The organism is Mesorhizobium sp. P2_F5 (genome assembly GCF_056403715.1).
This window is the reverse complement of record NZ_JBFUEY010000001.1, coordinates 244387-267332: the sequence shown is the minus strand read 5'-3', so window position 1 is coordinate 267332 and position 22946 is coordinate 244387. Positions and strand designations below refer to the sequence as shown.

General features: G+C 63.8%; 23 protein-coding genes and 1 tRNA gene. 10 read left to right on the top strand and 14 right to left on the bottom strand.

The genetic code is table 11. From position 1 onward, the window contains the following. Positions 1 to 9 precede the first annotated feature (9 nt). Together AC1DYO_RS01280 and AC1DYO_RS01275 are read right to left on the bottom strand one after the other, a co-directional pair. Positions 10 to 1155, bottom strand: a complete 1146-nt coding sequence (locus AC1DYO_RS01280) for a trypsin-like serine peptidase (RefSeq protein WP_477259534.1) — start codon at positions 1153 to 1155, stop codon at positions 10 to 12. Positions 1156 to 1286: 131 nt separating this feature from the next. Then, positions 1287 to 1856 carry an NADPH-dependent FMN reductase gene (locus AC1DYO_RS01275; RefSeq protein ID WP_477259532.1) on the bottom strand — a complete coding sequence of 190 codons (570 nt, stop codon included), beginning with the start codon at positions 1854 to 1856 and terminating at the stop codon, positions 1287 to 1289. Positions 1857 to 2063: 207 nt separating this feature from the next. On the opposite strand from AC1DYO_RS01275, the gene AC1DYO_RS01270 reads away from it, so the two are divergent. Beyond that, positions 2064 to 3434, top strand: a complete 1371-nt coding sequence (locus tag AC1DYO_RS01270) for a cytochrome P450 (RefSeq protein ID WP_477259530.1) — start codon at positions 2064 to 2066, stop codon at positions 3432 to 3434. Positions 3435 to 3443: 9 nt separating this feature from the next. Here AC1DYO_RS01270 and AC1DYO_RS01265 read toward each other — a convergent pair whose 3' ends face one another. The 7 genes from AC1DYO_RS01265 to AC1DYO_RS01235 form a co-directional block, all read right to left on the bottom strand. Further along, complete coding sequence (locus tag AC1DYO_RS01265) at positions 3444 to 4427, bottom strand: complex I NDUFA9 subunit family protein (RefSeq protein WP_477259528.1); 984 nt, start codon at positions 4425 to 4427, stop codon at positions 3444 to 3446. 104 nt (positions 4428 to 4531) lie between these two features. After that, a complete protein-coding gene (locus AC1DYO_RS01260) occupies positions 4532 to 4984 on the bottom strand; it encodes a DoxX family protein (protein ID WP_477259526.1) in 453 nt (150 codons plus the stop codon). 324 nt (positions 4985 to 5308) lie between these two features. Next, positions 5309 to 6310: an Ldh family oxidoreductase gene (locus AC1DYO_RS01255; protein WP_477259874.1), complete on the bottom strand. Its 1002-nt coding sequence runs from the start codon at positions 6308 to 6310 to the stop codon at positions 5309 to 5311. A gap of 146 nt (positions 6311 to 6456) precedes the next feature. Then, positions 6457 to 7266: an ABC transporter permease gene (locus tag AC1DYO_RS01250; protein WP_477259524.1), complete on the bottom strand. Its 810-nt coding sequence runs from the start codon at positions 7264 to 7266 to the stop codon at positions 6457 to 6459. Continuing rightward, positions 7266 to 7979 carry an ABC transporter permease gene (locus AC1DYO_RS01245; protein WP_477259872.1) on the bottom strand — a complete coding sequence of 238 codons (714 nt, stop codon included), beginning with the start codon at positions 7977 to 7979 and terminating at the stop codon, positions 7266 to 7268. The genes AC1DYO_RS01250 and AC1DYO_RS01245 overlap by 1 nt, the downstream gene beginning before the upstream one ends. 109 nt (positions 7980 to 8088) lie before the next feature. Further along, on the bottom strand, positions 8089 to 8883 hold the full coding sequence (locus AC1DYO_RS01240; RefSeq protein WP_477259522.1) for a transporter substrate-binding domain-containing protein: 795 nt from the start codon (positions 8881 to 8883) through the stop codon (positions 8089 to 8091). Between the two features lie 53 nt (positions 8884 to 8936). Continuing rightward, on the bottom strand, positions 8937 to 9752 hold the full coding sequence (locus AC1DYO_RS01235) for an ABC transporter ATP-binding protein (protein WP_477259520.1): 816 nt from the start codon (positions 9750 to 9752) through the stop codon (positions 8937 to 8939). Between the two features lie 214 nt (positions 9753 to 9966). On the opposite strand from AC1DYO_RS01235, the gene AC1DYO_RS01230 reads away from it, so the two are divergent. From AC1DYO_RS01230 to AC1DYO_RS01215, 4 genes are all read left to right on the top strand, one after another. Next, the gene (locus AC1DYO_RS01230; RefSeq protein ID WP_477259518.1) at positions 9967 to 10839 is read left to right on the top strand and encodes a dimethylarginine dimethylaminohydrolase family protein; all 873 of its coding nucleotides are present in this window, start codon (positions 9967 to 9969) and stop codon (positions 10837 to 10839) included. Next, positions 10809 to 11477 (top strand): TetR family transcriptional regulator C-terminal domain-containing protein, encoded by a 669-nt coding sequence (locus AC1DYO_RS01225; RefSeq protein WP_477259516.1) that lies wholly within the window; start codon positions 10809 to 10811, stop codon positions 11475 to 11477. The genes AC1DYO_RS01230 and AC1DYO_RS01225 overlap by 31 nt, the downstream gene beginning before the upstream one ends. After that, the gene (locus AC1DYO_RS01220) at positions 11474 to 13054 is read left to right on the top strand and encodes a 5-guanidino-2-oxopentanoate decarboxylase (RefSeq protein ID WP_477259514.1); all 1581 of its coding nucleotides are present in this window, start codon (positions 11474 to 11476) and stop codon (positions 13052 to 13054) included. The genes AC1DYO_RS01225 and AC1DYO_RS01220 overlap by 4 nt, the downstream gene beginning before the upstream one ends. Before the next feature lie 183 nt (positions 13055 to 13237). Beyond that, positions 13238 to 13945, top strand: a complete 708-nt coding sequence (locus tag AC1DYO_RS01215; RefSeq protein WP_477259512.1) for an SDR family NAD(P)-dependent oxidoreductase — start codon at positions 13238 to 13240, stop codon at positions 13943 to 13945. A gap of 418 nt (positions 13946 to 14363) precedes the next feature. Here AC1DYO_RS01215 and AC1DYO_RS01210 read toward each other — a convergent pair whose 3' ends face one another. The 4 genes from AC1DYO_RS01210 to aroA form a co-directional block, all read right to left on the bottom strand. After that, positions 14364 to 15185, bottom strand: coding sequence for an MOSC domain-containing protein (locus AC1DYO_RS01210; protein ID WP_477259510.1), 822 nt, complete (start codon positions 15183 to 15185; stop codon positions 14364 to 14366). A gap of 203 nt (positions 15186 to 15388) precedes the next feature. Continuing rightward, positions 15389 to 17086 (bottom strand): 30S ribosomal protein S1, encoded by a 1698-nt coding sequence (gene rpsA / locus AC1DYO_RS01205; RefSeq protein ID WP_112563700.1) that lies wholly within the window; start codon positions 17084 to 17086, stop codon positions 15389 to 15391. A gap of 206 nt (positions 17087 to 17292) precedes the next feature. Further along, positions 17293 to 17943 (bottom strand): (d)CMP kinase, encoded by a 651-nt coding sequence (gene cmk, locus AC1DYO_RS01200; RefSeq protein WP_477259508.1) that lies wholly within the window; start codon positions 17941 to 17943, stop codon positions 17293 to 17295. 242 nt (positions 17944 to 18185) lie between these two features. Continuing rightward, positions 18186 to 19544 carry a 3-phosphoshikimate 1-carboxyvinyltransferase gene (gene aroA, locus AC1DYO_RS01195; RefSeq protein WP_477259506.1) on the bottom strand — a complete coding sequence of 453 codons (1359 nt, stop codon included), beginning with the start codon at positions 19542 to 19544 and terminating at the stop codon, positions 18186 to 18188. A gap of 206 nt (positions 19545 to 19750) precedes the next feature. Here aroA and AC1DYO_RS01190 point away from each other — a divergent pair, with 206 nt between their 5' ends. The 3 genes from AC1DYO_RS01190 to AC1DYO_RS01180 all read left to right on the top strand — a co-directional run bounded on the left by AC1DYO_RS01190 (position 19751) and on the right by AC1DYO_RS01180 (position 20976). Beyond that, positions 19751 to 20143 (top strand): TIGR02300 family protein, encoded by a 393-nt coding sequence (locus tag AC1DYO_RS01190; RefSeq protein WP_181056631.1) that lies wholly within the window; start codon positions 19751 to 19753, stop codon positions 20141 to 20143. A 265-nt stretch (positions 20144 to 20408) separates the two neighbouring features. Then, positions 20409 to 20484, top strand: a tRNA-Ala gene (locus AC1DYO_RS01185). Between the two features lie 102 nt (positions 20485 to 20586). Continuing rightward, positions 20587 to 20976: a hypothetical protein gene (locus AC1DYO_RS01180; protein WP_477259505.1), complete on the top strand. Its 390-nt coding sequence runs from the start codon at positions 20587 to 20589 to the stop codon at positions 20974 to 20976. Positions 20977 to 20996: 20 nt separating this feature from the next. Here the strand turns inward: AC1DYO_RS01180 and msuE are convergent, their stop codons facing one another. After that, positions 20997 to 21554 carry an FMN reductase gene (msuE, locus tag AC1DYO_RS01175; RefSeq protein WP_477259503.1) on the bottom strand — a complete coding sequence of 186 codons (558 nt, stop codon included), beginning with the start codon at positions 21552 to 21554 and terminating at the stop codon, positions 20997 to 20999. Between the two features lie 59 nt (positions 21555 to 21613). Between msuE and AC1DYO_RS01170 the strand changes: the two genes are divergently transcribed. Continuing rightward, positions 21614 to 21838 carry a hypothetical protein gene (locus AC1DYO_RS01170; protein ID WP_477259501.1) on the top strand — a complete coding sequence of 75 codons (225 nt, stop codon included), beginning with the start codon at positions 21614 to 21616 and terminating at the stop codon, positions 21836 to 21838. A gap of 52 nt (positions 21839 to 21890) precedes the next feature. Then, the gene (locus tag AC1DYO_RS01165; protein WP_477259499.1) at positions 21891 to 22910 is read left to right on the top strand and encodes an LLM class flavin-dependent oxidoreductase; all 1020 of its coding nucleotides are present in this window, start codon (positions 21891 to 21893) and stop codon (positions 22908 to 22910) included. Positions 22911 to 22946 lie beyond the last annotated feature (36 nt).

The window sequence follows — 22946 nt, the reverse complement described above, 5'->3', positions numbered from 1 at the left end:
GTGCTTTCCTCAGCTCTCCAGATATGAAGCAAAGTCCGAAAGCAGGGTGCGGATCGCCGCCACCGAATGCGCATAATTGCCGATCTTCGGATTGCCGCCGAAATGCAGACCGATGACGCGCAGCCCGTCTTCCCCGAGGTCGACAATGGCCGAGCCTGAACTGCCGCCAAGCGTCGTGCAGTCATGGCTGAACACCGTTTGTTTGGGATCGGTGTCCAGATGCGCGTGCTCGATTTGCCCTGGCGAATAGCGTTTGACGCCGAACTTGAAGTCGAACATGGCTTTCAACAGGCTGAAGGGTTCCGCGCCCGGACGCGGTTTTCCCGGAAAGCCGATCGCGTAGGTGTCGCGGCCCTCGATCACATCGCTCTGCTGGCTTTCCAGGCTGAGCCGTTCTGGAAAGGCGCGGTCGCCGACCTCGCAGCGCAGAACCGCCAGATCGATCTTTCCAAAGTCGATTTTGGCAGGGTCGATTGTGGCTGCGGTCGTCAGAACCAGCTCGGCCAGAGCGAATGGTTTTACCGGCACCGCCGCGTTCTCGCCGCCAAAGTCGATGCCCGCCTGTTCCTGCAGACGCCATTTACCGTTCTCGTCCGCAACGGCGATGTCCTGCAGTACATGCCGGTTGGTCAGCACCAGGCCGGGGCCGATGGCGAACCCAGTTCCGACATGGTTTCCTCCAAGGTTGATCCGGCCAACGGAACTGCAGACTTTCGAGATCGCACCGGCAAAGGCGGTGGTGGCATCATGCCAGATACCGAGCCGGGCGTCGGCGAAATCCAGGCCGCAATCGGTCAGCGCGAGCGAAGGGCGTTGACCGGTGGCGATGACGATCGCCTCCAGCCCGACGGTCTCGTCCGTGGTCAGGATGGCTGCGTCGCCGTCTTGTCCTAGTTTGCCGAGGCCCCTTTTGCCGTCGGCCAGAACTTTGGTCATGCCTTCGTTCTGGGGCAGGCTTTCCATGCCGGAAGACTCGACGGCAATGGAAAGGGCCTCGGTTGCCAGTCCAGCGATCTCGTCGGCGCGTCCCTGGTCCAGTGCCTTCACATCCGACCGGTCTTGCGGTGCGCGTATCGACCGCTCGGTGAATGTGCCGGCAGCATTGTTGCCAGCACCGAGAATACGTAGAAACCTTTCGGCAGCCCGACCAGTCATTTTGCCCCCCAGCAACATCGAGCTTAATGAGTTGAGGGGAAAATACAATATGTAGCCACGAGTGCTACGGGATCTTCGGGTTTATTATCGAATATCTCAAGAACTGCGATGTCGCGCCACCTGCCAACACTTTACGCAACCCGCATCGGCTTCAGCGCGTCGCTCCAGCGCGACAGCTCGTCCAGCATGGTCTTGGTTCCACCCTGTACCTGCTCACTAGCCAGGAAGGAGCCGTCGCTCTCCAGCAGTTTCTGATACAGTGGCAGCGCGACACCTTCGGGGATCGGCATGATGCCGACCGAGGTCAGCAGCGGCTTCAGCGCTTGCGCGGCGCGCAGGCCGCCGGAGACGCCGCCATAGCTGAAGATGCCGGCTGGCTTGTATTTCCATTCCCGCAACAGGTAATCGACGGCGTTGACGATCGCCGGCGCGACGAAATAATTGTACTCCGGCGCCACGAACACAAAGGCGTCGGCGGCATCGATGGCCTTCGACCAGGCTTTGGTGTGGTCGTTCTGGTAATTGCCGAGCCTGGGGTGGTGCGGTTCGTCCAGAACCGGCAGCTGGAAAGCCGCAATGTCGGTCAGCACCGGCTCGAATTTGCCGTGCTCGCGGGCAAAACCCTCCAGCCAGTGGGCGAAGACCGGCCCGGCGCGTCCCGGCCGCGTACTGCCGATGATGATGTTCAGCTGGTGTTTCAAGGCGGGCTCTCCTGGCGATTGGCAGTATCTGTTGGTCACTACGGCAGAATTGCGCGGATGGACAAGGCGCAAAACTTTCGCGCGCGGTCACGATAGGATGAACAGACTGTCCTTACAGTTCATTGGCAACCGCGTGTGGGCCTACCCATCGGTCACATGGACGCCCCGATTGCCAGTCACTACATTGAGGCATCAGCGGAGTACCTCATGGACACGCAGCCCGTCCCCTTCGTGCCGCCGGCGCCCAAGCCGCGCACGACGCCGCCTTCGACGCTGGAGATGATGCGGATCGTCTACCGCAACCCGCTCGAACTGTGGGGCGAGCACACCTACAACGAACCGTGGATTTCGGCGAATGGCGTCGGCGGGCATCTGATCGTCGCCAACGATCCCGGCCTCATCCGCCACGTGCTGATCGACAACGCCAAGAACTACAAGATGGCGACGGTGCGCCAGATGATCCTGCGCCCGATCCTGCGCGACGGCCTGCTGACCGCCGAAGGCGAGGTGTGGAAGCGCTCACGCAAGGCGATGGCGCCGGTGTTCACGCCGCGCCATATCTTCGGCTTCGCCGAACCGATGCTGCGCCGAACGATGCAGTTCGTCACCCGCTACGAGAGTGGCGGCATGTCCGATATCGCCCACGACATGACGCTGCTTACCTACGATATTCTGGCCGAAACGCTGTTTTCCGGCGAGATTTCAGGCGAGCCCGGCAGTTTCGCGCAGGAGATCGATCGGCTGTTCGAAACCATGGGCCGCGTCGATCCGCTGGATCTGTTGCGCGCGCCCGAATGGCTGCCGCGGCTGACCCGCATCCGCGGCCGCAAGACCATGGCCTATTTCCGCAAGATCGTCACCGACACGGTCAAGATACGCGAAGAGCGGCTGAAGCGCGACCCCGACACCGCGCCGCAGGATTTCCTGACGCTGCTGCTGCGGGCCGAGGGGCCGGACGGGCTGACGCGGGCCGAGGTCGAGGACAACATCATCACCTTCATCGGCGCCGGACACGAGACGACGGCGCGGGCGCTTGGCTGGACGCTCTACTGCCTCGCCGAAGCGCCATGGGAGCGCGAAAGGATCGAGCGCGAGATCGATGCCGTGCTGGCGCGCGAACCCGACCCGACGAAGTGGCTGGACGCCATGCCGTTCACCCGCGCCGCCTTCGAGGAGGCGCTGCGGCTCTATCCGCCGGCGCCGTCGATCAACCGCGAGCCTATCGAGACGGAGACGTGGAACGATCTGGTGCTGCCCAAGCGCGCCGCCGTGCTGGTTATGCCTTGGGTCGTGCACCGCCACAGAAAATTGTGGGACAGGCCCGACGCCTTCATGCCGGAGCGTTTCCATCCGGGAAACCGCGAGAAGATCGACCGCTTCCAGTATCTGCCGTTCGGCGCCGGTCCGCGCATCTGCATCGGCGCCAGCTTCGCCATGCAGGAAGCGATCATCGCGCTGGCCATCATGCTGTCGCGCTTCCGCTTCGATGCGACGGCGGAAACGAAGCCGTGGCCGGTGCAGAAGCTGACGACGCAGCCGCAGGGCGGCCTGCCCATGCAGGTGACCCGGCGCGTTTGACGCGACGCCTTAGTTAGCGATACCTCCGGGCTTGCGCTGGAACTGGCCGGCGGCGCGGAAGCGCCAGAGATAGCTTGGCAGGATGGTGCCGATCGATTGCGGCTGGATGTCGAGACCGGCAAGCGTCCGGTTGGTCTTGTTGGCCTCCTCCGAGACGATGTTGTGCTCGCGCAGCTGCAGCACCTGGTCCTTGGTCAGCAGCGGATTGGGCAGCAGGCCGAGGAACGAGGCCTGCAGATTGGCCACCCACCACGGCACCGGCACCAGCAGCCGCTTGCGTTCGATGACGGTGAGCAGCTCTTCCATGCACTGCTTGAAGGTAAGCACTTGCGGCCCGCCGAGCTCGTAGACCTGACCGCCCTTGATCTTGCCATCGACCGAACGCGCCACCGCCTCGGCGACGTCGCCGACATAGACCGGCTGGAACTTGGTCTGGCCGCCGCCGATCAGCGGCAGCACCGGCGAATAGCGCGCCATGTCGGCGAAGCGGTTGAAGAAGCTGTCCTCCGGTCCGAAATTGATCGACGGCCGGAAGATGACGGCGTCGGCGATCGTCTCCAGCACGGCCTTTTCGCCGAGTGCCTTGGTGCGGGCATAGTTGGACTCGGCGTTGAGGTCGGCGCCCAGCGCCGAAATATGGGTGAGACCGGCGCCGACCGAGCGCGCGGCTTCGGCGACGGCGCGGGCGCCGAACTCGTGCACGGTGTTGAATTTCTGCCGGCCGCTCTCATGCAGGATGGCGACCAGATTGATGACGTGGTCGGCGCCCTGCACGGCGCGGTCGACCGACCAGCGCACGCGCACATTGGCCTGCACCGGCTGGATCTGGCCGACATTGCCAAGCGGCTGCAGATGTCCCGCGAGGTCGGGCCGGCGCACCGGCACCCGGATGCGGTAGCCACGCTTGGCCAGCGCCCGCACGATGTGGCGGCCGACGAAGCCAGAGCCGCCGAAGACGACCACGAGCTTGGGGATCTGCAGGATTTCGGTCATGGCTGGCTCCGGCGCTCGAAAGCTTGGCTGAAGCCGTTTCATAGTCCGTTTTGGGCCAAAGGCAAAGGGCGACGCGTCGTCGCTGTCGCCCTGCTTTCGAACCTTCAGAATGCCTTGCCGACCCGCGCGTCGACCGACTGGCGATTGCCGCCGCGGACGACGAAGAACAGCAGGATCGTCGCCCACAACAGCGACTTTTCGGCGCCCGAAAAGCCCTGGCCGACAGTGATCCAGTGGAACCAGACGGTGACCAGAAGCACGACCATGCCGGCGAAGGCGGCAGGCCGGGTCAGCAGGCCGATGGCGATCAAAATGCCGCCGAAGAATTCGGTGCAGGACAAAAGCAACGACCAGAACGCGCCGGGGTAGAAACCGAGGCCTTCGACCATCTCGGCGGCGCCGAACGGATCGGTGATCTTCAGCGAGCCGTGGATGGTGAGGAACCCACCGGCGACGACGCGAAGCAGGGTTTCCACGCCGTCATGCAACAACGAATACAGGCGGCCAAACACCGGGATGATCAGTCTGCCGTGGGAAGCGTCGGTGGTTACGGACATCGTAGCTCCTGTTGTTGAGATGACCCCTCGCAAACGCCCGATGCCTCCCATCAAGTCAAGTTAACAAAAGTTAACTTTCACCATCATGTTTAGCGCACGGAGCACGAAACGCAGAAAACCCCGCCGAAGCGGGGTTTTCCGGGTGACGCAACGGTCGAGACAGGGCTCGAGGCGGCTGACCTGAGACGGCGTACGCCCGCCCCGGCCCTAAACGCATCCGACAGAAGACACCGACCGGGCAAACCCAACCCGGCAGCTATGGGTCGCTGCGATCGGCAGAAAGGTTCAGCCAGGTCGCGGAAAAATTCGTTGCGGAGGACTGCTTCAGCCCGAATAGCGCTCGGCGAATTCGGAAATGCGCTGCACCACCGCCTTGGGGGCATTGATGCCGCGGGCCTGCGCCTTCTCGGCTGCTTCGGCGCGGGCGCGACCTGGCACGTGCACGCCGAAGCGCCGACGCAGCCGGTCGAGCTGGTCCTTCATGCGCTGCTCGAAATCGGGATCGAGCAGTTTTGGCTCGACGGCGAGCACGAACAGGCCGGTTCCCGGGCTGTCCGGTCCGCCGGTGAACCAGGGTGCGTCGAGCGACCAGTTGGCGCCCGACAGGCCGGCCGCCAGCACTTCGACCATCAGCGCGATGTTGGCGCCGCGCTGGCCGCCGAAGGCAAGCATGGCGCCTTTCATGGCGGCGGCCGGATCGGTGGTCGGGTTGCCGCTGACATCCAGCGCCCAGCCTTCGGGGATTTTCTTGCCGTCCTCGGCCGCCTTGCGGATGTTGACGAAGGCGGTGGCGCTCGACGACTGGTCGATGACCAACGGCGCGCCGTCGGCGGCGGGTGCCGCAAACGACATCGGGTTGGTGCAATAGACCGGCTTGACCGAGCCGGAGCCGGCCAGCACGGCCGGCCCGTTGGTGGCGGCGAAGGAAACCAATCCCAGTTGCGCCAGACGCCCGGTGAAATAGCCGAGCGCGCCGCATGTATAGGCGTTCTTCTGCGAGAAGATGGCGACGCCGAAAAGCTTTGCCGCCTTGGCGAGGTCGTCGATGGTGCGGTCGAAGCCGGTATGCGCCAGCCCACCGCGTGCATCGGAGAGATAGACGGCGAGCGCCGGCCTGGTGATCACCGGATCGGCATTGCCGTCGATGCGGCCGGCTTCCAGCGCTTCGAGGTAATCGATGAAATGCGTCAGCCCGACCGTCGACAGCCCTTCCGCCTCGGCGGCTATGATCGAGGCGGTGAGCGACTGCGCCGCCTCTTCATTGGCGCCGGCGCCAAGTGCTGCCATCCGGCACAGCCCTGTTGCCTGGTCGAGACTGAGTTGCATCATGGCGTCCTGCGATTGTGGAATCTGAATTTGCGCCAGTTGGTCTAGCAGCACTAGCGGCAGCGGTGGTGTTGAAAATCGTCCGCAACTGCAAGAAAAGCGGCTGATATCTCCGCGCTTGCGGTCTGCCGATCAGCGTGGTGCCTCTAACCGATCTTGTTCGGAATCCGCGCCTCGATCTTGCTGAAGGCAAACACCAGTATGCCGGTGATGATCATGTAGATCAGCGCCAGCAGCAGCAAGGGCTCGTAAGTGAGATAAGTGTCCTGCCGCACTTTGGACGAGACAGCGAAGATGTCGATGACGCTGATCGTCGCCACCAGCGGTGTCGACTTCAATTGCAGCACGGTTTCACCGGTCAGCGTCGGCAGCGCCCGGTAGATGGCCTGCGGCAGCCAGATGCGGCGGAAAATCTTCCAGCGGCTCATGCCGAAGGCGCGGGCGGCTTCGAGTTGACCTTTGGGCACGCCGGCAAAGGCGCCGCGCATCACCTCGCCCTCGTAACCGGCGAAGGACAAGGTCAGCGCCAGCACGCCATAGGGCCAGGCCTGGCGCAGATATGGCCACATCCAGGACTCACGGATCCAAGGATATTGCGGAAACAGCGAGCCCAGCCCGTAATAGAGCAGCCACAGCTGGATCAGCAGCGGCGTGCCCCTGATGACGGTGCAGAATGTCTTGGCGGGGGCGGCGAACCAGAACGAGCCCGCGGCCTGCGCCAGTCCGAGCGGCACGGCGAGCAGAAAGCCGAGAAAGCAGGTGACGGCCAGGATCCACAGCGAGCGCCAGATGCCGAGAAGTCCCATCTCATAATATTGCGGCAGCCAGTCCCAGCGCATGAAGAAGGCTGCACCGAGAACCAGCGCGATTGCGATCAGGATCAGTACGATGCGATGCGGCTGCAGCCATAGCGACGTCCGCGCGGCGGCGTTGATGAGGGTCGCTTCGCCGGCCATCAACGCGCATCCTTGAGCGAAGGCATGCCGCGCCGCGACCATGCCTCGACGCGGCCGATGAGCAGGTTGGAGACCAGCGACAGAATGAGATAGAGCACGCCCGCGGCGACGAAGAAGGTGAAATAGGCTTTGGTGACGCCCGCCGCCTGCCTCGTCGCCAGCGCCAGTTCGTAGAAACCGACAACCGCCAGAAGGGCGGTGTCCTTGGTGGCGATCAGCCACAGATTGGCGAGGCCCGGTATGGCGAAGGGCAGCATCGCCGGCAGCGTTATGCGCCGCAGCATCAGGCCGGGCGACATGCCGTAGGCGCGGGCAGCTTCGATCTGGCCCTGCGGTATCGCCAGGATGGCGCCGCGGATCACCTCGGTCGAATAGGCGCCCTGGACGAAGCCGAGCACGGCGATGCCGGCGGCAAGTCCGCTGATGTCGATGCGCTGGTAGCCGAGTGCTGCCAGCACCTGGTTTATCAGATCGGTGCCGGCATAGTAGAGCAGCAGGATCAGCACCAGCTCCGGAACGGCGCGCACGACGGTGGTGTAGACCGCCAGGAGGTCGCGCACCACCGGGCCGCCATAGAGCTTGCCAAAGGCACCACCGGTGCCGATCAGCAGACCGAGGACCGTGGCGCCGACCGCGATCTCGATCGAATGGAGCAGCCCAAGCAGAAGCGTGCCGCCCCAGCCGGGCGGATTGGGCGAAAGAAGCTCGATGATACCGGCCGCGGAGGCCGAAAGAAGTGCGTCGATCAGCGTCGCCCCCGAATTGCTGGCGTCAGCCGCTGTCCATTGTTGTCAGCGGTTTCTGCTCAATGCGTGGACGATGTCAGTTCGACTGTGGTTCGTCGCCGTAGATGTCGAAATCGAAATATTTCTTGGTGATCTCGGCATATTTGCCGTTGGCGCGGATGGCCTTGATGCCGGCGTTGATCTTGTCCTTCAGCTCGGTGTCTTCCTTGCGCACACCGGCGCCGACACCTGGCCCGAGGACTTCGAGGTCCGGCGCAACCATGCCCTTCAGGTCGCAGCAGGCCTTGCCCTGGTCCGATTTGAGGTATTCCACAAGCGCGATCGAATCGGCCTGCACCGCATCGAGACGGCCGGCAGCGAGATCCTGGTTGGCTTCGTCCTGGGTCTGGTATTCCTTGATTTCCTGCGCCCCGGTGAAGTGCTTCTTGGCGTACACCGCGTGTGTGGTCGACACTTGGACGCCGATGACCTTGCCCTTGAGGTCGTCCGGCGTCGCGCCGAACTTCTGGTCCTTCGGGCCGATGATCGCCGGCAGCGCGTTGTAGTACTTGTCCGAGAAGTCGATCGTCTTCTCGCGTTCGGCGGTAATCGACATAGAGGAGACGATGAGGTCGATCTTCTTGGTCGTCAGCGCCGGGATGATGCCGTCCCAGGCGACAGGCGTGATGACGCAGTCGAGCTTTTCTTCAGCGCACACGGCGTCGATGAAGTCGATTTCCCAGCCGACCCATTTGCCTGAGGCATCCGGCGAGGTGAAGGGCGGATAGGGCTCGGCGGCGACGCCGATCTTGACCGGATCGGCCTTGGCCACGCCCATGGCGGCGACGCCGAGCAGCAGGGCTGCGGCAAATGTTTTCAGAACAGTCTTCATTTTCACGACTCCCAGTTTGTTGTTGGTTCCCGGTTTTCTTCCGTCCCGGCTTTCTAGCCGATGTTGCGGATGAACTGCTTCAGCCTTTCGGATTTCGGTGCGCCGAAGATCTGCTCCGGCGGCCCCTCTTCCTCGACCAGCCCGTTGCAGAGGTAGACGACATGGGTCGCGACCTCGCGGGCGAATTTCATTTCATGGGTGACCAGCACCATGGTGCGGCCCTCGCGCGCCAGGTCGCCGATCACCTTCAGCACCTCGCCGACCAGTTCCGGGTCGAGCGCCGATGTCGGCTCGTCGAACAGCATGACGCGCGGGTTGATGGCGAGCGCGCGGGCAATCGCCGCGCGCTGCTGCTGGCCGCCGGAGAGATAGGCCGGATAGACGTCGCGCTTTTCGGCGAGGCCGACGCGTGCCAGCAACTTTTCGGCTTCCCTGATCGCGACGTCGCGCTTGACGCCCAGAACATGCACCGGAACTTCGATGACGTTCTCGATCAGCGTCATGTGGCTCCACAGGTTGAAGTTCTGGAACACCATGCCGAGCTTGGAGCGGATGCGTTCGATCTGCCGGCGATCGGCGGGAACGGTATGACCGTGGCTGTCGGCCTTGAGTTTGATCTCTTCGCCATTGACGCGGATGATGCCGCTGGTTGGATTTTCCAGGCAGTTGATGCAGCGCAAGAGCGTCGATTTGCCGGAGCCCGAGCCGCCGATAATGGCGATCACCTCGCCGTCGCGCGCCGACAGCGAAACGCCCTTCAGCACATGCAGCTGGCCGAATTTCTTGTGCAGGTTCTCGACATGGATGGCTTCGGCGGCGCTATTCTGCGCCTTGCCGGATTGGACTGCGGCGGCTCCCACCGCGCTCACCGGGCGACCTCTACCACAGGGTCGGCCGCAGATCGTCGAACGTCTATCCGGCTAATCAACATACGCTGTAATGCCCACTCCAGACTTCAGCATGGACCCAACGGCGCGAGCCCGTCAATCCCGCTCATTACGGCACTTGCAGCCTTATTGTGCAAGTGTATAAATAGCTTTCGATGAAATTTCTTCCATTTTTTTCACCTGGAAAAGGGCACTGATGAGCGCTTTCGGATCACAGTCCATGGCGGCGCCGTTGCGGCGTGTGCTGATGCGGTCGGCGGCCAATGCCATGCGCGGCGCCGACAGCGCTACCTGGCACTACGGCCCAGGTTTCGACCCGGCGAAAGCGGCGTCGCAACACGCGGCCCTCGCTGAACTGGTGGCAGCTTCCGGCGCCGACATCGAATGGATCGATGACAAGGCCGACGGACTGTCGGATTCGGTATTCACCCACGACCCGTCGCTGATGACCGACCGCGGCGCGCTGATCCTGTCCATGGGCAAGCCATTGCGCGCCAGGGAGCCATCGCTGCATGAGGAAACCTACATACGCCTGGGTATTCCTATCCTCGGCCGCGTCCAGGCTCCCGGCCAGGTCGAAGGCGGTGATTGCGTGTGGTTGGACGCCCGCACGCTGGTGATCGGGCGCGGTGTGCGCTCCAACCAGGAAGGCATCCAGCAGGTGTCCAACCTGCTGACGCCGCTGGGCATTTCCGTCTACGGCTTCGATCTGCCGCTGTGGCAGGGCGAGGAGGCGTGCCTGCATCTGATGTCGGTGATCAGCCCGCTGGCTGACGACCTCGCTTTGGTCTATTCGCCGCTTTTGCCGGCGCCGTTCTATCAGTTGCTGAAGGCGCGCGGCATTCGGCTGGTCGAAGGCGACGCCGAAGAGTTTGCCGCGTCAAATGGCCTCAGCCTGAACGTGCTGCCAACCAGCCCGCACAAGGTCATTGCCGTCGCAGGCTTTCCCAAGACCAAGGCTGCGATGGAGGCAGCCGGCTGCACGGTTGAACTCTTCGAGGCGGACGCGCTCTGCATCGCCTGCGAAGGAGGGCCGACATGCCTGACACGGCCCATCCTGCGCCAATGAATGAGCGCCGCAAGTTCCGCCGCGAGGGCGAGGAGCGGCGGCGGCAGGATTTGATCGACGCGACCCTGGACAGCGTGGCGGAACATGGCCTGGAGGGCGCCAGCCTGCGCACCATCGCTTTGCGCGCTGGCGTCACCGCCGGGCTAATCCGGCACTATTTCCCCGGCAAGGAAGAATTGCTGCAGGAAGCCTACGCGACGCTGATGGGCCGCATGACCGAGCAGGCAAAGGCGGCATTGGTCATGGAAGGCGCCTCGCCGCGCCAGCGCCTTGCGGCCTTCGTCACCGCCAACCTCAACGCGCCGATCATCGACGCGCGGGTGTTTTCGCTCTGGGCAACCTTCATCGGCCGCGCCGGCGCGGATCCGACGCTGGCTCGCGCCCATCGCGAAGGCTATCTCGGCTTTCGCAACGAGGTGGAAGCAGTCGTGGCCGAAGTGCTCGGCGCCGAACAACGCAGGCCGGACGCAAATGAGCTGCGCCACCATGCCATTGCGATCAACGCGATCCTCGACGGGCTCTGGGTAGAAGGCTGCCTGGCTGGCGAGATGTTCTCGCCTGGCGAATTGGCGACGATTGGCGTCAAAGCCATAGAGGCCGAGCTCGGCCTCGCGCCGGAAAAGGGAGAAGACAAGTGACCACCATCGGCGAAGCCCTGATCACTCTGCTCGAAGCGCATGGCGTCGACACCGTCTTCGGCATTCCGGGCGTCCATACGGTCGAGCTTTACCGTGGGCTGGCGCGCTCAAAAATCCGCCATGTCACACCGCGCCACGAGCAGGGCGCCGGCTTCATGGCTGATGGTTATGCGCGCGCCAGCGGCAGGCCGGGCGTCGCCTTCGTCATCACCGGACCGGGGTTGACCAACACCATCACCGCCATGGGCCAGGCGCGCGCCGATTCGGTGCCGATGCTGGTGATTTCGGGCGTCAACGCGATGCCGACGCTGGGCAAGGGGCTGGGCTTCCTGCACGAGCTGCCGGACCAGCGCGGCATGATGGAAAAGGTGGCGCTGTTTTCGCAGCGCGTCACCGAGGCCAGCGAATTGCCCGGCGCGCTGGCGCAGGCTTTCGCCCTGTTTTCGTCCTCGCGCCCGGGGCCTGTGCATATCGAGATCCCGACCGACGTCATGGTCAAACCGGCCGACGGCATCACTGCTTCGCTCACCAACGCGGCGCCACCGACGCCGGATGGCGCGGCCATTGCCGAAGCCGCCAAGCTGATCGCCACCGCGCGCCGGCCGCTGATCCTGGCCGGCGGCGGCGCCAAGCGCTCCGATGAGCCATTACAGCGCCTGGCCGAGCGGCTTGGGGCGCCAGTCGTGCAGACCGCCAATGCGCGCGGCCTGCTGCATGCGCATCCGCTTTGCGTGCCCGCCAGCCCGAGCCTGAAAGCGGTGCGTGCGCTGATGGCCGACGCCGATCTGGTCATCGCCGCCGGCACCGAATTCGGCCCGACCGACTATGACGGCTATAGCGACGGCGGCTTTGTATTGCCGACAAATCTGATCCGCATCGATATCGGCGCCGACCAGCTCGCCCGCCGCCCGGTGAGCGTCGCCATCCAGGCCGATTGCGCCGAGGCTCTTCGTGCTCTGCTTAACGCGACCGGCCCCGATCATCCCGCAGCGAAAGACGGTGAGGCGCGCGCCGCCGCGTCGCGAGAGGCGGCCTTTGCCGAGCTTAGCCCCGCCTATGCGGCACAGGTGCATGCGGTGGAAACCATTCGCGATGCCTTGCCGGGCGCCATCATCGTCGGCGATTCGACACAGCCGATCTACGCCGCCAACCTCTATTACGACCATGACCGGCCGGGCGGCTGGTTCAACGCCGCCACCGGCTTCGGCGCACTCGGCTACGGACCGCCGGCTGCGATCGGTGCGGCGCTCGCCATGCCCGGCGTGCCTGTGGTCTGCCTCACCGGCGATGGCGGTTTCCAGTTCACCCTACCGGAGCTTGGTGCGGCGCTCGATGCACCGGCGCCGGTCATCTTCGTCGTCTGGAACAACAGAGGCTATCGCGAGATCGAGACCTCGATGCTCGATGTCGGCGTCGAGCCGGTCGGCGTGTCGCCGGCGCCGCCGGATTTCTGCAAGCTGGCCGAGGCCTACGGCATTGCCGCCGAACGGCTTGCCGGCACCGGCGGCCTGGCGAATGCGCTCAAGCGAGCACGCTCGACCGGGCTGCCTTACGTCATCGAAATCACCATCGACTGACGCTTTGCCGAGTGCCGTACGTCCATGCGCCGGCAAAGCGGCCGGCCGGCGGCTTCGAGCGATGCAAAGACGCAACACTGCCATGTCGAGATGGCGGTTGAGTGATCGTGCAAAAGGCGCGACGCTCTGCGTCGGGCGCGGCACAACGAGACATAATCATAAAAAACGACAGGAGCGTCCAGGATGACGGAAACACTTCAGGGAAAGCATATCGTGGTGACCGGCGGTACCGGGGCGCTCGGTGCAGCGGTCGTCGGCAAACTGCTGGCCGACGGCGCGATCTGCCATGTGCCCAATGCGCACGCGTCGGCCCCCTCGCATTTTCCCTTCGTGGCCGACGATCGCGTCCGGCTGGCGCATAATGTCGATCTCGCCGACCCGGCCAAGGTCGATGCTTTCTATGACAGCGTTCCGGATCTCTGGGCCTCCATCCATCTCGCCGGTGGTTTTGCCGGAGCACCTGTCGAGAAGATCGAATCGGCATCCTTTGCTGAAATGATGGACACCAACGCCCGCACTGCCTTCCTGTGCTGCCGCGCGGCGGTGCGCTCCATGCTTGGCTCGGCTACTGCGGGCCGCATCGTCAATGTGACGGCGCGCGCCGGGCTCGACCCGCGCCGCGGTGCCGGCATGGTCGCCTATACCGCCAGCAAGGCCGCAGTCGCAGCTATGACAGTAGCAATGGCGGAGGAGCTGAAGCACAAGGGCATACTGGTCAACGCGGTCGCGCCCTCGACGCTCGATACGCCCGCCAACCGTGCCGACATGCCGGATGCCGATGTCACCAAATGGGTCAGCCTGGAAGCCGCCGCTGAAGCCATCGCCTATCTCGCATCACCTGCCAATCTGGCGATGAGCGGCACGCTGGTGCCACTCTACGGCCGCGCCTGAGGAGGCGCCGCCGCGGGGCGGCTCATTTGCAGACGAGCTTGCCAACCTGCAGCTTGAACTTGCGCGGGCCTGGCATCTGTTCGGCGCTCGCGTCGTCGACGATAAACACATCGAGCGCGCAGGAGCCGGCCCGCACCTGGTAGTGGTCGTTTCCGACATGCTCGATCGCGTCGATGGGCCGTGATCTTCCAGCCTGCGCGCAACATCGCCACTGTCGGCGATGGCGTTGATCTCGGCCTTGCGCTGCCAGTAGGGCGGCAATGCCGCCGACGCCGCCACTGTGCCGATCAACAGGAATGCTGCGACAAAACCGATGCGAGTCATGGGGCCTCCGATCGTCTGGCTTCCAATAGCGGCCTTTGCCAAACTGGCGAGCATGGCGGCCGCCGACGCTCTACGGCATTAGAAGAACCCGCGACTATGTCAGGTTCGAGACGCCCGCCTCCACGACCTCGACTGCATCGCCGATGGCGATCGTCCCGGCGTTGTTGGGGATCGCATTCTGGCCGAAGATGATGCCGCCCTTGGCGGAGCGGTGGAGTTTGCCAAGCGTCTGCAACGGCTCACGCGGGTCCGGCTGCTCGCCGCTGCGCGGATCGCGGGTGGTGATGACACAGCGCGAGCAGGGCTTTGCGATCCGCATCTCGACAGAGCCGATGCGGATCGTCTTCCAGCGGTCTTCGGGCCATGCGCCTTCCGCGTCGAGGACGATGTTTGGTCGAAACCGCGCCATCTCGATGGGTCTGGCAAGATGGCTGTTCAGATGATCCAGCGAGCCCGTCGTGGCGATCAGCAACGGAAAACCATCGGCAAAGCTGACGTAGTCGCCAGGCTGGCCGAATTCCGGATCGACCGGCCGGTTTCGCGGATCGTCGAAATAGACGAGATCGACGGGCCGGCCAAGAATAGCCGAGAGATAGACGCCGGCGGCCGGATCGCCCGATCTTGCTGTAACCATGTCCTTCCAGATCTTGACCTGGCGGAGCGCAGCATCGGGGCCTGGAGCCTCGACGGCGTGCGAGCCATGCCGTTCATGTTTCAGCAGGATGCCCGTGCCGCGATGCTCGACGTCGATCGTCGTCATGGCCGGTATCTGGCGAATGGTGAGGAATTGTCCGTCCTTCTCGACGACCATCCAGCGGCGGTCCCCGGCCATGCCCATGGTCTCGACGTCGGCGCTCTGCACGGCATGGCCGCGCAGGCTCTTGACCGGATAGCGGTGGAGTTCGACGACCTTCATGCGCAATGCTTCTCTGTTGGCCGAGGGGCAGGACTTCCCGTGCGACCCTCCACATACGCGCGACCCTACAGCCGCGCGCGTGGAGTTGAAGGGGTTGCACGGTCTTTGTCTTGTGCCACCCGGCCGCACATGAAAAACCCGCGAGCCTTGCGGCCCGCGGGTTTCTTGTTCAGGCCGCGCGCAAGGCGCGGCGGAGCCGAGGCTTAGCTGCCCTGCTTCTTCAGCGCGGCGCCGAGGATGTCGCCCAGCGAAGCGCCGGAGTCGGTCGAGCCGTACTGAGCGACCGCTTCCTTCTCTTCGGCGATTTCCAGCGCCTTGATCGAGACCTGCAGCTTGCGGGTCTTCTTGTCGAAGGCGATGACGCGGGCGTCAACCTTCTGGCCGACGGTGAAGCGCTCGGGGCGCTGCTCGTCGCGATCACGGCTCAGATCGGAGCGTTTGATGAAGGTCTCGATGCCGCTGTCGACCAGCCGCACTTCCAGACCGCCATCCTTGACGCCGATGACTTCGCAGGTGACGACCGCGTTCTTGCGCAGTTCGCCCGAAGTCGCGGCTTCGCCGACCGTATCCTTGGCCAGCTGCTTGATGCCGAGCGAGATGCGCTCCTTGTCGATGTCGACGTCGAGCACCTGCGCCTTGACCATGTCGCCGCGATTGTACTCTTCGATGACCTGCTCGCCCGGACGGGTCCAGTCGAGGTCGGACAGGTGCACCATGCCGTCCACGTCGCCTTCGAGGCCGATGAACAGGCCGAACTCGGTCTTGTTCTTGACCTCGCCCTCGACCTGGCTGCCGACCGGATGGCTCGAGGCGAAAGCCTGCCACGGATTCTCGAGCGTCTGCTTGAGGCCGAGCGAGATGCGGCGCTTGGCCGGATCGACCTCGAGCACCACCACGTCGACTTCCTGCGTCGTCGACAGGATCTTGCCGGGGTGCACGTTCTTCTTGGTCCACGACATTTCCGAAACGTGGATGAGGCCTTCGATGCCCGGCTCCAGCTCGACGAACGCGCCGTAGTCGGTGATGTTGGTGACAGTACCCTTGATCTTCTTGCCGATCGGGAACTTGGTGCCGATCTCGGACCACGGATCGCTCTCGAGCTGCTTCATGCCGAGCGAGATGCGGTGGGTTTCCTGGTTGATGCGGATGATCTGCACCTTGACCGTCTGACCGATGTTGAGGATTTCGGTCGGATGGTTGACACGGCGCCAGGCCATGTCGGTGACATGCAGCAGGCCATCGATGCCGCCGAGGTCGACGAACGCACCGTAGTCGGTGATGTTCTTGACGACGCCTTCGACAACCTGGCCTTCTTCGAGGTTCTGCACGATTTCCGAACGCTGTTCGGCGCGGCTTTCCTCGAGCACGGTGCGGCGCGACACCACGATGTTGCCGCGACGGCGATCCATCTTGAGGATCTCGAAGGGCTGCGGGTTGTGCATCAGCGGGGAGACATCGCGGATCGGGCGGATATCGACCTGGCTGCGCGGCAGGAAGGCCACGGCGCCGTCGAGGTCGACGGTGAAGCCGCCCTTGACCTGGTTGAAGATGACGCCTTCGACGCGCTCACCCTTGGTGAACTTCTCTTCGAGCTTGACCCAGCTCTCTTCGCGACGGGCCTTGTCGCGCGACAGGACGGCTTCGCCCAGCGCGTTCTCGATGCGCTCGACCATGACCTCGACCGTGTCGCCGACCTTGAGCGTCGAGTCCTTGCCCTTGACGCCGAATTCCTTCAGCGGCACGCGGCCTTCGACCTTGAGGCCGACGTCGATGATGGCCATGTCTTTTTCGATCGCCAGGATCGTGCCTTTGACGACCTGACCTTCGCCGGAGTGACCGGTGGTAAATGATTCTTCGAGCAGGCTCGCGAAATCGTCGCGAGTGGGATTTGCAGCTGACATATTTTCTCCTGGAGTGCCCCGCATCTGGAAGCGGGACGGGCGCCGTGGGTTAGCGTTGCGTTAGCCTGCCGGCGTTCCGGGCTACAAAAGCCCTGGGCCGCCTAGGCGGCAATTCCGGCGCATGAAGAATGCTGGCAGGCTGGTTCGTGCCCGATATGGGTATTTTCTTCGCTTCCGGCAATCGGTGGCAGCGGGAAAACCTTCAATCAGGCCTTATCTCTCTTGGCCAAGGCGTCGTCGATGATCGCTTTGGCCGCCAGAAACGCGGCCTCTATAGCCATTTCGGAGGTATCAAGCAAGTGCGCGTCGGCGGCGGGCTTCAGCGGCGAGTCGGCGCGACCCATGTCGCGCTCGTCGCGGCGCACGATATCGGCGAGGATTTCGGTGAAATTGGCGGAGCCGCCGATGCTCTCGATCTCCGCCAGCCGGCGCTGCGCGCGCACCTCGGCACTTGCCGTCACATAGAGTTTTATGTCGGCGTCGGGGCACACGACGGTGCCGATATCGCGCCCATCAAGCACCGCGCCCGGCGACGTTTTGGCGAAGCCGCGTTGCTTTTCCACCAGGATGCGCCGCACGGTCGGGTAAACGGCGATCTTCGAGGCCGCCTCGCCAACCGCATGCGCCGACAGCACCGCCCGGTCGAGCTTCGCCAGATCGACCTGGCGGGCGGCGGTTTCAGCCGCTGAGACATTGTCGAGCGGCAGCGCGTGCTGGATCAGCGCATGGGCCACGGCGCGGTAAGTGAGGCCGGTGTCGAGCAGGTTCAGCCGGTAGTGGTCAGCCAGTCGCCGGGCAAGGGTGCCTTTACCGGCGCCGGCGGGTCCGTCGATGGCGATGGTGAAGACGTGTGTCATTGGCGGGCCAACCGAAGGCGCAGGCGCCGCGATCCTTCGCGCCCCCCTCTGTCCTGCCGGACATCTCCCCCACGAGGGGGGAGATTGGCAGTTCTGTCGCTCCGCTCAATTCTGCAACGTTGGCGACTGGCGAAAGCCGCAGTGACAGCTGATCTCCCCCCTTGTGGGGGAGATGTCCGGCAGGACAGAGGGGGGCGCTGTCCCGCCAACATCTCTGCTTGCTTTGCGCTTACCATCAACTTTTACCCGATCTCCGCGCCCAGCCCCGTCATCAATCCCATGAACTCCGGAAAGCTCGTCGCGATCATGGCGGCGTCGTCGATGGTCACCGGCTTTTCGGTCGCCAACCCCATCACCAGAAAGCTCATGGCGATGCGGTGGTCGAGATGGGTCTGCACCGTCGTGTCCTGGCCATTGGGATGGCCACCCAGCCCTTTACCGCCGGGCTTGCCGCGCACCGCAAGCGAAGCCTCGCCTTCGGTGCAGTCGACGCCATTGATCTTCAGGCCGTTGGCTACCGCCGCCAGCCGGTCGGATTCCTTCACCCGCAGTTCTTCCAGCCCCTGCATCAGCGTCTCGCCCTCGGCGAAGCTGGCGGCAACAGCCAGCACCGGATATTCGTCGATCATCGACGGCGCTCGTTCGGTCGGCACGGTGACGCCTTTCAGCTCGGAATAACGCACGCGCAGGTCGGCGACATCCTCGCCGCCGGCATTGCGCGAGTTCAAGATGTCGATCCGGCCGCCCATTTCCTGCAGCGTCAGCAAAAGGCCGGTGCGGGTCGGGTTCATCAGCACGTTCTCGATGATAATGTCCGAACCCGGCACGATCAGTGCCGCCACCAGCGGGAAGCCGGCCGAGGAGGGGTCGCCGGGCACCGCGATGATCTGTCCCGTCAGCTTGCCCTGACCCTCGATGAAGATATGGCGCACGCCGCGCTCGTCGGTCTCGACCGACAGATTGGCGCCAAATCCCCTAAGCATCTTTTCCGTGTGGTCGCGCGTCATCACCGGCTCGATCACGGTGGTGATGCCCGGCGTGTTGAGACCGGCGAGCAGCACGGCCGACTTCACCTGCGCCGAGGCCATCGGCACGCGGTAGGTGATGGGTGCGGCGTGTTTCGGCCCATGCAGCGTGATCGGCATGCGGTCGCCCGGCGTCGCCTTCAGCACCTGCACGCCCATCTGGCGCAAGGGTTCGAGCACACGGCCCATCGGCCGACCGGACAAAGAGGCGTCGCCGATGAAGGTCGTTTCCATGTCGTAGGTGCCGACAAGGCCCATGGTGAGGCGCGAGCCGGTGCCGGCATTGCCGAAATCGAGCGGGCCTTCCGGCTGCAGTAGCGCGCCATTGCCGGTGCCGCGGATCACCCATTCAGCGCCGCGCTTCTCGATATGGGCGCCCATCGCCTTCATGGCCGCGGCCGTGCGCATTACGTCCTCGCCTTCGAGCAGGCCGGTGACGCGGGTTTCGCCGGAGGCCAGGCCGCCAAACATCATGGAACGGTGTGAAATCGACTTGTCGCCCGGTACGCGGGCAGTGCCGGAAAGGGCAGATGATTTGCGGGCGGTGGCCGGCTTGGCAGCGGCGGCGTGAGACATGGAATTTCCCTGGACGGAATGCCGGCGCACCGGCGCTTTTCATTTGTTGCGGCGGTCTCGTATCACGGCGGGCACAAATGGTCATCCCCATGGTCGTCACTTGGCGCGAGGCCTTTCAGTACTTGGTTTTGTGACGCCGGCTTTTCGCTTTGACAGCGCGGTAAACTGTGGTTAAGGGGACCACTCTTTTACTGACGAGGCTTGCCGTGGCAAAAAACGAACTTGGCACAAAGCGTGTCGACCCTGAGACGGGCCGAAAATTCTACGACCTGAACAAGGACCCGATCGTCTCGCCCTATACGGGCAAGACCTATCCGCGTTCCTACTTCGAGGAAGGCAAGATTGCCGCCATCGAAGAGGAAGAGGAAGTGGCCGAGAAGGAAGTGGACGCCGAGGAAGAAGAAGGCGTTGAAGTCGTCTCGCTTGAAGAGGCCGACGAAGACGTCAAGGCCGGCGACGACCTTCCCGATCTGGGCGACGACGAGGACGATGTCGACCTCGGCGACGACGAGGACGATACGTTCCTTGCCGACGAAGAAGAAGAAGATGACGACGTCGCTGACATGATCGGCGTCGGCGACGACGACGACGAGGTCTGATCGGCCGCGGGCCTAGAGCGTTTCACGGAAACCGCGAACCGCTCTATCTTATTGTTTTGACGCAATTCCGGACGGAAAACCGCTCACACTTTTCCTGGAATTGCTCTAGCGCCCGCAGGCTTTCTTGCGCTGTTTCGAAAAAGCGGTTCTTGCAGGCTTGATATTCAGGGAAGGCGGGGTTAGAAGCCGCCTGCACTAAACGGCGCGGTCTTGAAAACCGCGCCGGACCTCTACGCCGGCAACGGCGCCGGCTGACTGCCGGAGTGGGGCCATAGCTCAGTTGGGAGAGCGCTTGAATGGCATTCAAGAGGTCGTCGGTTCGATTCCGATTGGCTCCACCAAACAGTCTCTTTCCGACGCTCGGTTTCGCGGCATTCATGCTTGTCGCCTGCCAGTCGGCGCCTGAACCATCATCCCCGCCGCCAGCGCCGGCACCTCAGCCCATGGCGCCTGCCGCGATCTCTGCTCCGGACGGTGCGGCGGTTCTCGATCCGTCTGTCAGGGTCATGCCCCCAGGCGAGGGCATCCCGGCCAAATATGTCGCATTTTCCGGCATTTGGGGCGGACAGCTGGATGGGATGTATGACGGCAAGCTCGCCGTGCTGACGATTTCGCGCGGCGGCAATGTCACCGCCACCTACGCCTGGGGCGATATCGCCGACAACAAACCGGGCGTGGCCGACGGCGAAGGCAAGATTTTCGGCAACACGTTGAAACTGCGACGCCTTCCCAATGGCGGGGACGTCAGCGCGGTCATGCAGGCGGACGGAACGCTGGCCGTCACCTATGGGCTTGCCGACCGCACTTATACGGGCACGTTCACCAAGCAATAGTCGTGGACGACATTCCGCGTTCAGGCGGCAAGGCCGACCCGGTACGGCACTCCGGCCACCCGGCATGCCTCGGCGACTGCCTGGCGGGCCCGCGCCAGGACGGCTTCGGACACCGGCACGCCGTTGGCGAAATCCTTGTCCGAGGCGTAGATCGCGGTCGGCATGGTCTGCGCCTCGAAGAAGCCGAACAGCGGCCGCAACTGGTGCTCGACGATCAATGAATGACGCTCGCCGCCACCGGTTGCCGCGAGGATGACCGGCTTGCCGCGCAGCGATGATGGGTCGAGCAGGTCGAAGAAGTGCTTGAACAGCCCGGTATAGCTGCCCTTGAAGGTCGGCGAGCCGACCACCAGCACGTCGGCGCCGAGCACTAAGTCGACAACGGCGCGGGCCGCCGGGTCGAGATCGGCAAGCTGCCTGGCCGGCGGGAAGGATGGGCCGAGATCCTCGATGTCGAAAACGCTCGAAGCCGCGCTGGCACGGCTCGCCAGCTCGCCGGCGATGTGGCTGACGAACGCCTTGGTCTTGGACGGACGGGTCAGGTTGCCCGACAGTCCCACCACCAGCTTTTTCGGCATTTCGGGCTCCTTGCACGGTTGGCTATGCGCGTTAAGCCTACTGATTTTGTAGAAATTAAATGAGCGAGAAGATTTCAAAACCAGCCCGTGAAGCGAATGGAGTTTGCGGCACATTGCCTTTGGTTGGTTCATTTGCGCCAAAAGGCGCGGCGCGGCAGATGCTGGCATGGCCGCACAATGGCATCGCCGGGGGCCATGGCCTGATGCGTTGCACACTGATGGGTGTCGTCGCGAAATCGTCAAGACCGCTGCCATTGACACTGCGTTGCGTGCGATACGATTGAACCCAGTCGCACGGGCGACGAAGTAGGGATCTGCAAAGAACAGGACGCGCATATGAAAAAGATCGGCTTTCTTTCCTTCGGCCATTGGTCGCCCTCGTCGCAATCGCAGACGCGCTCGGCTGCCGACGCGCTTTTGCAGTCGATCGATCTTGCCGTCGCGGCCGAGGAGCTGGGTGCGGACGGCGCGTATTTTCGCGTGCATCATTTTGCCCGCCAGCTCGCGTCGCCCTATCCGCTTCTGGCCGCGGTCGGCGCCCGCACCAGCCGCATCGAGATCGGCACCGCCGTCATCGACATGCGCTATGAAAATCCACTATACATGGCCGAGGATGCCGGTGCTGCCGACCTGATCGCCGGTGGCCGGCTGCAGCTTGGCATCAGCCGCGGCTCGCCGGAACAGGTGATCGACGGCTGGCGCTACTTCGGCTACGTGCCGCAGGAAGGCCAGAACGACGCCGACATGGCGCGCAGCCATGCCGAGGTGTTCCTGAATGTGCTGCGCGGCGAAGGTTTTGCTCAGCCCAATCCACGGCCGATGTTTCCCAACCCGCCCGGGATGCTGCGCCTCGAACCGTTCTCGGCCGGGCTGCGCGATCGGATCTGGTGGGGCGCCGCCACCAACGCCACCGCCGAATGGGCGGGAAAGCTTGGCATGAATCTGCAGAGCTCGACGCTGAAGTTCGATGAGAGCGGACAGCCGCTTCACATCCAGCAGGCCGAACAGATCCGCGCTTTCCGCGCGGCGTGGAAGGAAGCCGGGCACGCCTGCGAGCCGCGCGTCTCTGTCAGCCGCAGCATCTTCGCGCTGGTCGATGACCGCGACCGCGCCTATTTCGGCGGCAACGACAGCGAGGACCATTTCGGTTACATCGAGCCCGAGAAGCGCGCCGTCTTCGGACGCACCTACGCGGCCGAGCCGGATGTGTTGATCGATCAGCTGAAAGAGGACGAAGCGATCGCCGAGGCCGATACGCTGCTTCTGACCGTCCCCAACCAGCTCGGCGTCGAATACAACGCCCATGTCATCGAGGCGATCCTGAAGCACGTCGCGCCGGCTCTAGGCTGGCGCTGACGCAAGCGCCATCCGTCGGGCAAGCGGGCCTAAGAG